Raw genomic sequence first — 13,619 nt, forward strand, 5'->3', positions numbered from 1 at the left:
GTTTGCTTTTGTGCTTCAGCCATCTGTGCTGCGATAACTGCCCGACGACTGCGCTAAAAGATTGGGAACGCGAATCAGCCAGCCCTCTCCCCTTTCGAGGGAGAGCGCCTCGACTTCACAGATCCCTTTGCCAAAGATCGCTTCCAATTGCTTTTGAATCAGCCCGGCGTTTGGAAGCGGAGCCGAGGTGCATGTCGAAAGAGCCGCGTAACACTGCCGGGGCTGATCCTTATAAGGCGGGGTGTGAATGCGTCTCAGCACGATCTGATCCCCCGTCATAGCTGCCTCGATGCGCAAACTGCCGCCGGCCATCAGAAGCGGTCCCGTCGTGTGGGTCATAAAGGCCAGCCAAATGCCTGCCGGGATCTGGCAGAACGCAAGCTCTTCCGGAACCTGCAGATCAATCTGCAGCTTATCCCCCAGGCGGACACCTTGCAATTTGAGAAAATCAGCGATGTGCGCGGTTTCTTTTTCCACGGTCCAATAGGTTTCGTCGCCGAAAATGGCCGTTTTTATAAAATCCGACAGCTGCACCAGATACGCGTTGGTTTCCACGGCCCCCTCGATAATCGCCAGATTTGCCGCGGATATCAGGCTGTCCAAAATCATTTGGCGCGTTGCCGGCTGCTCCGGGCGCGCCTTGCTGCTGTGCGGTTGCGCTTTGGCGCCTTGTTTTGCCGGTTTCAAACAGACCTGCTGGCAAAATTGCGAAATCAGCTTTTCAATTATTTTGGCCAGCGCGCTGCACTGGGCATAGCCCATGGTCGGTATTTTGCGGCAGAGTGTTTTTTCCGCCGCCGTCAGCGCCAGGGTCGGGCTTTGGGTCAGGCGGTTCACCCGGATCATCTCCGAGGGTGCATCCGGGCAATGAACCTGCCCGGTGATAAAACCGCCCAGATACCGGCCGTCAACCACAATGGGAACGGCGATTTCTAAAAGCCCCACATGGCAGAGATAAAGGTGGCTTTGCAGGTCAATGCTGCCCTGAACACAGCCGTAGGCGTCGGAGGCCATGCAGCTGGTCAGTCCGTCCCGGCGTTTGCGCATTTCGCAGCAGAAGGGACAGAAGCCTACCAACTCGGATACCGGTTTGCCCTGCGCGTTGACAATGACGTTGGCCATGCCCGTCGCATCAGAAATGAGCTGCTGCAGCGCCAGCAGTTCTTCGCCCCGTTCTGTCATCAGTTGGGTGATTTCCATGACATGATCCCTCGTTTCATCTTGATGTTTTCATCATATCATGGTCCGGCGAGGATGTAAAATCGCCCAATCGTTTTTGCCGGCGCTTGCCGCCTTAGAAGGACTGCTCTGTCCGGTGGATGATATCGTCCTGCACTTCCTTGGCCAGTTCGACAAACATGGCGCTGTAACCGGCGACGCGGACCACGAGATCCCGATATGCTTCCGGATGCTGTTGGGCATCCAGCAATTTGTCGCGGTTGACGACGTTAAACTGAATGTGCTGACCTTTGTGGGCAAAGTAACTGCGCACCAGCCCGGCGAAGTTCTTGAGCCCCTGATCTCCGTCGACGCTTTCCGGCAGTAATTTCATATTGTAGAGGCTCCCGTTGGAGACCAGCTCGTGCTCCAGCTTGGCCACGGAGTTCGCCGCGGCCGTCGGGCCGTTGGTGTCCATCCCCGCTCTTGGCGAGCAGCCGTCGGCCAGAGGTTTTGTCGCCAGGCGGCCGTCGGCCATGGCGCCGACATCCTTCCCGAAGAGCACATTGGCCGAGACCGGATAAATCCCCGCCTGGAACTGACCGCCTCTTGGGTTCCTGTATTTTTGAACCTCGTAGCAATAGGCCTGTCCTACCTGCCGCGCGACCATATCCGCCGCGTCGATATCGTTGCCGTACCAGTCGGTGTTTTCCATGATGCGTTTGATCCGTTCGTATGGATTGTCACCGGCCGCTGCCGCGGGTTCGGCTTTTATGGTGCCGCCCGCATCGCCGATCACCTTGATGATTGTGTCGTAAATCGTCTGCTGGAGATCGGCCGGCGCCTGGGTGGTGATGGTTTTGACGTCCGGGCAGCAGGCGATCGGTGTCAGCTCGCTGCTCACCGGATAACCGAAGTTGTGATCCAGCGCATCTTTGAGATCTTCAAAGGTGACGTCTTTCTGCTCGAAGACATGTTTTTTGATCGCGCAGAGAGAATCCCCGGCATCGGCCACCCCGAAGGCCTGCGGACCGCTGAAGTTATACTTCGCGCCGCCGGCGTTGATATCCGTCCCCTGGGCGATGCAGTCGGCCACAAAACCGGAGAGGAAGGGCAACGGCACCCGTTCCCGATGGGCGTAGTCCATCGAGTTGATGGCGTTGACCACCTGGCGGACGAAAAAGGCCAGCTGCGTTTTGAAGGCAGCGATAAAGGCCTCATAGGTTTTGAAGTCGCTCACTTCCCCGGTCTTCGGACCGATCTGATCGCCGTCGACCCGGCCGTTGTTCATGGTGATCTCGAGGACCTTGGCCACGTTGAAGAATCCGGCGTCGTGCCAGCCCTGCTCTTTTCCGGGAACCGAGGGCTCCACACAGCCGATCAGGCCGAAGTTTCTGGCGTCGTAAAGGTCGATGCCCCGGTTGACCAGCGCCGGGATGATAACCTCGTCGTTGTACATGGCCGGCAGGCCGTAGCCCAGGCGGCAGAGCTCGCAGGCGCGGTATAAGAATTCGTCCGGCGTGCCTTCCCACACGCGGATAGAGAACGACGGTGCGCTCAGCCGCAGATGGGCCACCGTTTCGATCATCATGTAGGAGATGTCGTTGGTTGCGTCCTGACCGTCCGCCGTCTGTCCGCCGGCGCCGATGTTCTGGAATACCTGATATCCGGCGAAGGCCTGAGCCGAGACCGCGTCGCGGACCTTGTTCAGATCGTTCAACTTGACAAAAACGCAGTCGAGCAGCTCCTGGGCCTGATCGCGGGTTAGGCTCTGGTCGGTTTTGAAATACGGATACATATACTGGTCGAAGCGCCCCGGCGAGACGGAGTGCCCGCTGGATTCAAGCTGTACGATCATCTGGGTGAAGATGAAGGCCTGGCAGGCTTCCCAGAAGTTTTCCGCCGGATATTCCGGAACGCGGCGGCAGTTGGCGGCGATGCGTTCGAGCTCCGCCTTGCGGGCCGGATCCGAACAGCCAGCCGCCAGGCTCTGCGCTTTGTCTGCATAGCGGTGGGCAAATTTGATGGCCGCCGAGAAAATAATGATTTCCGCCTTTAGGAATGCCGCCTTTTTCTGATAATCCGGATCCTGGGCTTCCAGCTGCTGCAGCACGGCCGCCGCTTCTTCGACGATGGCCCGGTAGCCCACGCCAATGGCTTTGGCGTAATCGATGATGATGTGGCCGATTCCCGTGAACCAGTAGTTGCCGATGTTAAAGACCGAATGGTTCATGCTGTTTTTGCTGTCTTCTTCCATGTAACTGAGGGTCAGGTCATTGATCGTCTTGCCGTCCCAATAGGGCAGCACGTCGCGCAGAATCTGCTTATCCGCTTCTTCAATGACGAATTTGTCCGTCATCCGGTCGGCAATGGTGTCGAATTCTTCGATCAGCCATTTGTATGAGAATTCCGGATAAACCTGGCAGGAGCGGGTATGGCGGGTCAGCGTTCCGACGAGGAGTTCGTCGTCGCGGATGACTACCGGCAAATGGGTCAGGATATGATCCATCGCTTTGGCCCGGCGCAGCACCATGGGCTCGTTTTCCGTGCGCCTGTAGGATTCCGTCAGCAGTTTTGCCCGATCGGATTCGATATGCGGGACCGCATCGATAATTTGGTTTCTCAGCCGTTCAACACGTTCTGTGGGCTTACTGAAGCCTTTTGCAATCATACTATTACCTCCTCAAATGTGTCTGACACACCGATATATTTTGTATGATCATTATAGAAAGTCCATCGGCAGTCATACAGACACAATAAAGACTAAATTCTTGCCAATTCGTTGACAGCGGCTGCCGTAAAATCGGTACGATCGAATACCGTCGGGTTTGAAAGCGATGATTTTTGGCATCGGCCAGGCCGACTCCGGCTCGCCTGTCCAATCCAGACCATCCGCCTGCCAACGGATGGTTTGAATTTTATCGGGTTTCGGCGTTTTTTGTCCCCTTTCGATAGGTGCGGCTTGTTCCAACACAAAAAAGCACGGCGTATCCGTGCTTTTTTTGCGGGAGATTTATCGGGGATCCGACGGGGCAGCGGCGGCCTGAAAGATTTTATTGCGTTTCCACAGTCCGCTGAAATAATAGATCGCAAAGCTCATGGCAGCGATGCCCCAGGTGGCGGGGAAGACGATGCCGACAATTTGGTTCAGGGTATGCAGATAGTGCAGGGCGATGTTGAGGATCAGCACTCGAAAACCGCAGAGGGTCACCATGGTGATCACCATGGGCGGGGTGGTAGTGCCGGATCCGCGGATCGCCCCGGCCAGCACTTCCACAATGGCATAGAGAAAATAAAGCCCGTAGGCCGCGCGGGCGCTGCGCACGCTGATCTCGATCACCCAGGGATCAGCGGAGAAGGCGCGAAAGATCGGGTAAGCGGCGAGGATCGCAATGCCCGAGGTGATCAGGGTGATGCCGATGCCCATGGCCAAGGCCACTTTGGTGCTGCGCTCGGTGCGTTTTAAATTGCCGGCGCCCAGATTCTGGCTGACAAAGGTGGTGTTGGCCTGTCCCACCGACCATTGGGGAAAATAGATAAAGCCCTCCACTTTGCCGTAGGCGGCGTAGGCGGCCATGCTTGAGACGCCAAGGCCGTTGATCCCCGTCTGGATCAGGATGTTGGCGAAGGTCATGAGCATGCTGCGGATTGCCTCGGGAATGGCCAGGCGCATAATGCGGCGGGTGAGCGCCCAGTCGATGGTGATTTTGCGCAGTTCCAGCCGCCATCGATCCGGCAGGCGGCAAAGATAGCGCAAGGCCAGCGCGGCCGACAGCGCCTGGGAGAGTACCGTGGCGAGGGCCGCGCCGGCGATGCCCATGCGGAAAACAGACATCAAAAGCGCATCGGCGCCGACGTTGACGAGCCCGCCGATGATGGCATAAATCAAAGGCGAGCGGGCATTGCCCAGGGCCCGGATGATGCCGGTGGCCACGTTATAGCAGACAATGGCGAACATCCCCAATAGATACAGACGGATGTAGGTCAGGGCGAGGCCCGTGATGCGTTCGGGCACATGCATCCATTTTAGAAAAAACGGACAAATGGCCAGACCGATGGCCGTGGCGACGACGGACAAGGCGACGGCCAGGCCGATGGCGGTGTGGATGGTATTCTTGAGGGCTTTGTCTTGCCGGGCACCAAAAGCGTGGGCTGTGATGACGCCGACACCGACGCCCATCCCCATAAAGAAGCCGAGGATGCACACCGTGAGCAGACTGGTGGATCCCACGGCGGCGGAAGCTTCCTTGCCGACGATGTTTCCGACGAACATCAAGTCCACGGTGTTGTAAAGCTGCTGGATCAGGCTGCTGCCCAAAAGCGGCAGCGAAAAGAAAAAAAGACCTTTAAAGATGGATCCCTGGGTCAGGTCTTTGCTTTGGTTGGCGATGGCGGGACCTCCTTCGGGGTTTTTCGGCAGACGTCGCGGCGGGCGGCGCCGTCGTCGGCGATGTAAATCAGATGGCGGGTATTCATGGCAGATACGTCCGCACAGCAGACCTGGCATCCGCAGATCACGTAAACGGCGTCATAGGGGACGCCGGGTGCGGCGATCTCGACGGGATCGGGCAGACGGGCCATGAGCTGTTCGGCGCAGGCCTTGCGGTCGTATTGCGGATTACAGCCGCCGCAGAATTTGATACCGGTTGTCATAAGGGCCTCTTTTTATTGTCGCAGAATACATGAAAGAACAGAAAGAACAGCCAGAAAACAACGATCATTTTCTGGCTGTTCTTCAAGAAGATGCGCCGAGATGTCTGGCACCATCTTTCGCGCATGGGCTTAAAGCTGGGGGTTACCAGGCGCCGATTTCGGTCCGCTGGATGATATCGTCCTGGATGTCTTTGCCCAGTTCGACAAAAAAGGCCGAGTAGCCGGCCACGCGGACAAGCAGATCCTTGTGGTCTTCCGGATGTTTCTGGGCATCGATCAAAATATCGCGGTCGATGATGTTGTACTGGGTGTGATAAATATCCAGGGTACACTGGGTCTTTAACAGGTAGACCATGTTGTTGAGCCCGGTCTCGCCTTCCAGCATTTCCGGTTCGATCTTCAGGTTCATCTGGGTGCCCTGGGTGAAGCGCGAGTGCGGCAGGTGGGAGATGGACTTGAGCAGGGCGGTGGCGCCTTTCACATCGGTGCCGCCGGTGGCGCCGATCCCATCGGCCAGCGGGGCCCAGGCATTGCGGCCGGAGGGCAGCGCGCCGACGGATTTGCCGATCGGCACATTCCCGGAGACCGGCAGCATGCCGGCGGTCAGACGGCCGAATTTAGAGCCGTGGGCCTCGATGCAGTCGACCAAATAGTTGTAGATTTCGCCGACGCAAAAGTCCGCGCGTTCGTCGTCGTTGCCGTATTTCGGCGCGCCCAGGCACAGCTGCTGAATGTCTTCATAGCCTTCAAAGTTGGCATCGAGAGCCTTGCACATCTTATCCATAGAGACTTGCTTTTCGTCGTAAACCAGGTATTTGATGTCGGCCACTGAGTTGATGACGTCGGCCTGGCCGATGATATTGATCCCGTTGCCGACGTTGTATTCGGCGCCGCCGTTGGCATAGTCCTTTCCGACGACCATGCAGTTCGGATAGGTCAGGGAGAGGGCGGGCACCGGGCGGTAGCGTTCGCTCAGATAGTCGAGGTAGGAGTTCATGGATGCCATGACATCGACGAAATAGGCGATTTGTTTTTTAATGGCGCTCATGAAATCGTCGAAGGTCGCAAAGTCGCGGGGGTCGCCGGTCCGGATGGAGACCTGTTCGCCGGTGAGCCGGCTTTTGCCGTTGGTCATCACCATGTCGACCACGCCGCCCATGCTGATTTCGCCGATATCGGTGTAGGATTTGAGCCGACCTTCCAAATTGGTTTCCACACAGCCGCAGGGCGTCCAGTCCCAGGCTTCCGACAGCGGAATGCCTTTGTTGAGCAGCATGCGGATTCCGGCATCATCGTGATAGATGGCCGGCATGGTGCGGCCCATGCGGATGCACTCGGCCGCCTTGCGCAGGAAGCTGTCCGGATTCTTAGCGATGTTGTAGCGCACCGTCATGTTGGGTTCTTTAAGCGCGGTGTCTTCGGTGGCTTGGATGGTCATGTAGGACAATTCGTTGACCGCATCGTTGCCGTATTTATCGATCCCGCCGGCACAAACCTGAACGGTCATGTTGTAGCCTGCGGAGAATTCGGCGGAAGCCGCATCCTGGAAGAGGCCCATTTCGGCAATTTTGATCCAGAAACAATCCATGAGTTCCTGCGCGCCGTCTTCGGTGAGGATGCCGGCGGCCAGGTCGTCTTTGTAGAATTTATAGAGATATTGGTCCATCCGGCCCAGGTTGTAGGACGAGGCATTTTGTTCCATAAAGATGCCGTATTCATAGGTGAGCATGCACTGCAGGGCTTCATAGAAGGTGCGCGGGGCGTTTTCCGGCACGGTGCGGTTGATTTCGGCAATTTTGAGCAGTTCGGCCTTTCGGGTCGGGTCGTTTTCTTCGGCGGCCATCTTTTCGGCGAGGTCGGCGTGGCGGTTGGCCAGCGCGATGATGCCTTCGGCGACGATGATTTCCGATCGATAGAAGATGATCTGTTCGACAACGTCTTCGCCGGCAGCGTCGTCGAGGGCGGCGAGCTTGGCTTCGGCTTCGGCCTTGATGCCGCCGACGCCTTTCGCGAGCAAGGTGGTCCAGCCCGGGGTGTTTTCGCCGTAGCCGCGGACAAATTTCTTATCGACATAGAGCATGCCGCCGTCGCGCATGGTTCGGACATCGTCGGGCATCATCGCGTTCCAGCGGTCGAGCACGCATTTGCCGCGCCAATAGGGGGCGATTTTATCCATAAAGACTTTTTTCGCATCTTCGGAAAGGAAGAAGGGATCATAGGGGCGGGTGCTGATGGTGTCGAGTTCCTTTTCGATGACGGAGCAGGCGGAGTCGGGATTTAAGATCCCGCAGCGGGGCTTGAAGCCGACGCCGCCGACGAGCAGCTCGTGATCCTGAATATAGATGTCTTTCTTTTCGCAGACATTTTTGTAGCCGGTGGCCTTCTGAATGGCCCAAGGCTGGCCTTCGGACGCCTGGAAGCCTTCGGTCATATAGAGCGCGTCCCAAACGTCCATGTCGACGCGGGTGCTCAGATACTGCTGCCTTAACGCTTCGATGCGTTTCATATAATCCTTTGCCATAGTGATACCTCCCTCAAAATCAATGCATGATACATCGGGCCCGCCGGATGCGAGCCGCTTTGCTTATTTATATACGCAAGCTTTATGCCAAAAAACGGAAAAGCTTCGAAAAAAATTTTTATTTTAGAAAACGTTTGTTTTTCGCTCTTTTAAATGCCCGCTTTTGGACGCAGGGATTGAAAGGTTCATAGGGAGCGAGGGCAAAAAGCAAAAAAAGTTTCGGTTTTGGGCAAAACGACGCAAAAAAATAGGCACTTTTGCGTTGACTGCGGCAGAAAAAACGGCGCTGGGCGCTGTCGGAAAAAGAAGTTCAGCGCCCTTAGGCGGCTTCGGTCTCAGCCAGAGATAAGCCCGAATTTCAGGGGGTCAAGATCATTGTTTTCGCTGGTCGTCCGAAGGCCAGGCGGAGATAAAGCTCAGGCACCGCCCTTTGAAAGGTGAGGCGGCCGACCGATTCAAAATAACGCCCGGCGAGGGAAAGGCCGCTCATCGGTGGACCAGCCTTTCGGCATGGGCGGGCCCGTTGCGTGTTCGCGGGCTTCGCCAAAGAGCTCGGGATAGGCGGCGTGGGTAGCCTTCAGCGCGAATGGTGGACAGGAAGTCAACGCAGAATTGGATCAATGCTGTTATCGGTTATTGGGCCAGGGGTATTGTCCGCTTACGGTAGGCCTTGGGGGTCATACCGGTGATGTTGCGAAAGGCGCGGGTAAAGGTGGAATTGCAGCTGTAGCCCACCATCACGGCGACGTGGGTCACGCTGAAAGAGGTGTTTTGAAGCAACTCCTTGGCCTTTTCTACCCGGGTGCGCCGGAGATAGATCCCCGGGGAGACGCCGGTTTTGTGTTTAAACCAGTCGTTGTAGTAGGTGACGTTGTAGCGCTCGATCTCTGCGAGCTGATCCACGGTGATGGGCAGATCGTAATGCTCGGCGATGTAGCGGATGGATGGGGGTTCGTGGTTTTCCAGCAGCTTGCTGTAAAGAAAGTTATAAAGATAGTGAACGGAGCTGCTGTTGGGGCTGTGTTTAAGCTCCGCCTGGATGAGCTCGACCAACTGCATGATCTGGCCGCGCATGGAGACGATGATGGGTTCGCCGAGCAGGACCTTGTCTTTGTCGTCCGGAGCTTCGGTGAGGTTGAGCACGAGCATGCGCCCACTGAAGTCACATTCGTGGGGCATCTTTCGGGGCACCAGGCAAAGTTCCTGCGGGGTCACGTCGTAAACCCGGTCGGCAATGTTGAGGCGCAGGGTTTTTTCCAGGGGCACCATGATTTGAATATAGGGGTGAGCGTGTTCGCCCCGGCATTCGTGAAACATGCGAATATCAATGACTTTTTTCATTTCTCCAAGTCCTCCTTCAGTTGATATTTTTATTACCACACGACGCGTTCGAGGTGCTGGGCGACAATATCGCGGCAGGCCTCCATATGTTCCGGAGAAGGTGTGTCGATATCGCCCAGCGCGTAGGGGATGCCGAGTTTGCGATAGGTATCGGTGCCCAGTTTGTGATAGGGCAGAAGTTGAATCCAGTCGAGCTTTTTGAGCTGGGTGCAAAATTGGCCGATGCGGTGAAGTTCCGCCTCGGAATCGTTGAGGCCGGGGATTAACGGTGTGCGCACAATCAGCCGGAAGGGGTGCCGCAGGCTGTTGGTGTGCAGCAGATTGCTCAGAATCGGCCGGTTGTCGACGCCGCAAAACCGGCGGTGCAGCTCGGGATCGACGAATTTAATATCGATATAGGCCGTATCGACATGTTGAAGGATGCTTTCGACCACGGTCCATTTGGCAAAAAGCGCCGTTTCGATGGCGGTGTTGATGCCCTCCTTTTGGGCCTGCTGCAGCAGGCAGCGGGCGAAATCCGGCTGGGCCATCATCTCGCCGCCGGAGACCGTCATCCCGCCGCCGGAGTGAAAATAAAAGGGAATGTCCTTGCGGACTTCCTTCAAAACTTCTTCGACGGTCATTACCTCGCCGTAGGTCTGGTCTTCGGCCGTGGTTTGGATTTCAAAGGGCTGGCTTTCCGGGGTGGAGCACCAGGCGCAGCGCAGATGGCAGCCCTTCATGAAAACAACCGTGCGGAAGCCGGTGCCGTCGTGAATCGAGCTGCGCTCCATGCGCAGAACGATTCCTTTATGATCTTTCCCCTCGTATTGAAAATTCATAGCGTGCAAGTGCTCCTTCATTGTGATGATCGATGCGATTTCTTTGTTGTTTAATCATCGCAAGTTTGATGCCAAAATGGGGGAATAATCGGAGAAAAAGCAGAGAAGCGCGCCATCGCCGCATCTAAGCCATTTAAATCACGGGTAAATTTTTGCCGTTTCTCAGGTAGAAGGAGAAATAGCAGCAGCGCAAAAAAATGAACGAGAATACTGCAAAAATATTGGCGTTTATGCGGGAGAAAATGCAAAATAATGGTCGATTTTTATCGTCTTTCGGAGCTGGTGCACCGGAAGGATCGGAATGGCACGGGAAGCTTTGCGCTGTTTATAGCCTGCACGGGGAAGGACGGCGGCAAATCGCCAAAAAAAGCACACACCCAAGACTGGGTGTGTGCGGTGATGATGGGGCTTTGCTTATTTGGCGGTGAAGTTGCCGTTTAAGATATAATCCTTCAGCTGGGCATCATTCATGTGGCCGATTTCGAGATAATCCAGGGTGAATTTGCTGTTTCCGGTCAGATCGCGGTCGAGCATGGTGCTGGCGAGCAGGATCATCGAATCGACGATCGGCGTCGGAACGTCGTATTTATCGCCGAGCTGCTGGATGAAGTAGCAGCCGACCGGCACGTCTTCTGTGATGTAGCGGTCTTCCAGGGAGAAAGGACCATCGCCGAAGAAGTTTTCATATTTTTCTTCAAACGGAACGGCGAAGTCCGGCCCCATGTATTCTTTCCCATACATGGTGGTGCGGGAGAAGAAGTCTTCGTAGTTCACGGTGGTCAGGCCGACGTTCATGGCTTTGGCAAGGGCCTTTTCTTCTTCCCAGAACACGGACTGAACCTGGGCAATGGCCGGGCACAGCGCGAAGCCGTAGAGCGAGTAATTTTTCATTTCCTGGCCGAGAACGGTATCGAAGTTCTGCATGGTGGAGACCCCAAGAACAGTACCGGGAACATGGATCACCGGGTTGACGTTGCCGAGGTTGACGTCGATGACGTCCGTCCCTTTAATAAAGCCGTCGCCGGTGCGGATGGCGTCGAAAGCGCCGATATAATCGGCGGCGGCGATGAAGTCGTCGCTGTCGGATGCCGGCAGGGCAGCCCCGCGGATGAAGGTGATGCGGTCTTCCACCTTGCATTCGTTGGTGGTGACCCCGCCGCGGCGGACAATGCGCACGCCGTAGGGGGCGGTGTACCAGGCGCCGACGATCACTTTCGTGGTGCAGCCGAGTTCGCGCATGATTTTTCTGAATTCAAAGGTCCCGAGGTTGTCTGGAATGATGTGAACCACCTGACCGTCTTCCAGCAGGGGAATCAGTTCACGAAAAACCGTTTCGTGTGCGCCGGCGATGGTCGTCACGATGATATTGCCGGCGCCTTTAACGGCTTCGGCCATGTCGGTAGTGGCCATGTTCAGGCGGCCGATACCCTTCCTTTCGAAGCCATAGGTGCTGAACTGGTTGCCGGACAGCTTAATGCCGGTTCTCATGATGTTGGTCAGATTCTTTTTAAAGCCTTCCTGTTCCCACAGGTTGACCTTCTGGCCCGCCAGCGCGCAGTCACCGGCCATGGTTTTACCAACACCGCCGGCCCCGATGATTGCAATCGGTTTGTCTTTCAGATAACGCATATCCATTGTTCGTTCCTCCTTGAATTTGATGCCGGTTTTTCCGGCATGCTAACGCAGCGGATTCAGTCGATGACTTAAACTCATTGACTTAAGTTCATTATAGGAGCTCGTCGGTTGTTTGTAAAGGACGAATTTGAAATTTTTTTAAATGCTTCTCTTACACGATTTTAGCTTTCATAATTATATAGGGGAACAAAAATAGCGCACTTGGAAGCGCGCTGTATTTCGTTTATTTTAAGGTTTTCGTTCAATTTGCCGAATGTCGCCATTTTTTGACTTTCTTTCGCCTTTGGTTGCCAAACGCTTGATTGAGAAAAAGGGCTGCGCTACGATGAAGGCGCCTATAACAAAGCCTTAACGATTTTAGAATGGAGAAATCATCATGAGTACTATTGCCGCGGTCTTTTTTTGTCTGGGTGCGGTTGATTATTTGCTGGGCAATCGTTTTGGGATTGGAGAATCCTTTTACGAAGGGCTCAATGCCATCGTCGAGCTGCTGTTTTTAATGACGGGTTTTATCGCTTTGGCACCCTGGATCAAAGCGGTGCTTGGGCCGGCCATCACGCCATTTTTTATGCGGATTGGCTGTGACCCGTCGCTTTTTGCCGGGATGTTGCTCTCCTGTGATAGCGGCGGGGCGGTGCTGGGCAAGGCCATGGCCGTCGATGCGACGGCAGGTCTTTATAACGGGATGGTTGTTGGCGCCTTTCTGGGGATCAACATCATGATCACCATTCCGCTGGTATTGGAAAACACCAAAGGCGAACGGCAGCAGGCGGCGACGAAAGGCTTGCTCATCGGGTTTGTGACGTTGCCCTTTGGCTGCGTGCTCACCGGATGGATCGCCGGATTTAAAACCGGGTTGATTCTGGCCAATACCTGGCCGGTTTTATGCTTTGCGCTTTTGCTGTTCGTCTTGTTTAAGGCCTGCGGGGAGCACATCCTCATGGTGTTTAAGGGGCTGTCCTTTGTCATCCGCACCATTGCCCTGACGGGTTTTGCCATCGACGCGGTGCAGCAGACTTTGGGCGTTGCCATTTTGCACGGATTGACGCCGCTGAGCGAAATTTTCCCGGTGATCTGCAGCATCGGGGTTTTTCTGGCGGGGATTCTGCCCTTTATGGCCCTGCTTCAGCGCGTGATCCAGCGTCCGCTGAAAAAGCTGGGAACGCTTTTAAAAATCAACGGCCGCTCGGTCATCAGTTTGCTGATTTGCGCGGCCAATCCCATCCCGGTGATGCTCGACAGCGAAAAGCTGGATGTCCGGGGCTGTTTTTACAACGTCGCGTTCTTGACGGCGGCCTGTTTTGCCGCCGGGGATTTCCTCGCCTTTTCGATGCAATTTCACCCGGCGATCGCCATGCCGCTGATGGCGGGCAAACTGATCACCGGTCTTGTGAGTCTGGGCATTGCCATTATGGTTTCCCGCGGCGATTCGATGGCGTTGCGCCCGAATCGAACGTGCCGGCCGACTGAAACCGCCGATTGATCCATTT

10 protein-coding genes are annotated in these 13,619 nt (G+C 55.7%); 2 read left to right on the forward strand and 8 right to left on the reverse strand.

Going from position 1 to position 13,619, the window contains the following annotated elements; genetic code table 11:
* Nucleotides 1–15: 15 nt before the first annotated feature.
* From HMPREF0721_RS08710 to HMPREF0721_RS08740, 7 genes are all read right to left on the reverse strand, one after another.
* Entirely contained in the window at nucleotides 16–1,200 is a 1,185-nt protein-coding gene (locus HMPREF0721_RS08710; RefSeq protein ID WP_006599341.1) for a sensor histidine kinase, read from the reverse strand.
* Nucleotides 1,201–1,294: 94 nt separating this feature from the next.
* The gene (locus tag HMPREF0721_RS08715) at nucleotides 1,295–3,829 is read right to left on the reverse strand and encodes a glycyl radical protein (RefSeq protein WP_006599342.1); all 2,535 of its coding nucleotides are present in this window, start codon (nucleotides 3,827–3,829) and stop codon (nucleotides 1,295–1,297) included.
* A 342-nt stretch (nucleotides 3,830–4,171) separates the two neighbouring features.
* Entirely contained in the window at nucleotides 4,172–5,476 is a 1,305-nt protein-coding gene (locus HMPREF0721_RS08720) for an MATE family efflux transporter (protein ID WP_006599344.1), read from the reverse strand.
* 47 nt (nucleotides 5,477–5,523) lie between these two features.
* Entirely contained in the window at nucleotides 5,524–5,811 is a 288-nt protein-coding gene (locus tag HMPREF0721_RS12135; RefSeq protein WP_006599345.1) for a hypothetical protein, read from the reverse strand.
* 142 nt (nucleotides 5,812–5,953) lie between these two features.
* Entirely contained in the window at nucleotides 5,954–8,332 is a 2,379-nt protein-coding gene (locus tag HMPREF0721_RS08730) for a glycyl radical protein (protein ID WP_006599346.1), read from the reverse strand.
* Nucleotides 8,333–8,965: 633 nt separating this feature from the next.
* A complete protein-coding gene (locus HMPREF0721_RS08735; protein WP_006599350.1) occupies nucleotides 8,966–9,673 on the reverse strand; it encodes a helix-turn-helix transcriptional regulator in 708 nt (235 codons plus the stop codon).
* 32 nt (nucleotides 9,674–9,705) lie between these two features.
* The gene (locus HMPREF0721_RS08740) at nucleotides 9,706–10,494 is read right to left on the reverse strand and encodes a glycyl-radical enzyme activating protein (protein WP_006599351.1); all 789 of its coding nucleotides are present in this window, start codon (nucleotides 10,492–10,494) and stop codon (nucleotides 9,706–9,708) included.
* Between the two features lie 252 nt (nucleotides 10,495–10,746).
* On the opposite strand from HMPREF0721_RS08740, the gene HMPREF0721_RS08745 reads away from it, so the two are divergent.
* Complete coding sequence (locus tag HMPREF0721_RS08745; RefSeq protein ID WP_006599352.1) at nucleotides 10,747–10,935, forward strand: hypothetical protein; 189 nt, start codon at nucleotides 10,747–10,749, stop codon at nucleotides 10,933–10,935.
* Here the strand turns inward: HMPREF0721_RS08745 and HMPREF0721_RS08750 are convergent.
* Entirely contained in the window at nucleotides 10,909–12,129 is a 1,221-nt protein-coding gene (locus HMPREF0721_RS08750) for an NAD/NADP octopine/nopaline dehydrogenase family protein (protein WP_006599353.1), read from the reverse strand. The genes HMPREF0721_RS08745 and HMPREF0721_RS08750 overlap by 27 nt on opposite strands.
* 376 nt (nucleotides 12,130–12,505) lie before the next feature.
* On the opposite strand from HMPREF0721_RS08750, the gene eutH reads away from it, so the two are divergent.
* Nucleotides 12,506–13,612 carry an ethanolamine utilization protein EutH gene (gene eutH, locus HMPREF0721_RS08755; protein ID WP_006599354.1) on the forward strand — a complete coding sequence of 369 codons (1,107 nt, stop codon included), beginning with the start codon at nucleotides 12,506–12,508 and terminating at the stop codon, nucleotides 13,610–13,612.
* Nucleotides 13,613–13,619 lie beyond the last annotated feature (7 nt).

Source organism: Pseudoramibacter alactolyticus ATCC 23263, from assembly GCF_000185505.1.
In the GTDB taxonomy this organism is placed as follows: Bacteria; Bacillota; Clostridia; order Eubacteriales; family Eubacteriaceae; genus Pseudoramibacter; species Pseudoramibacter alactolyticus.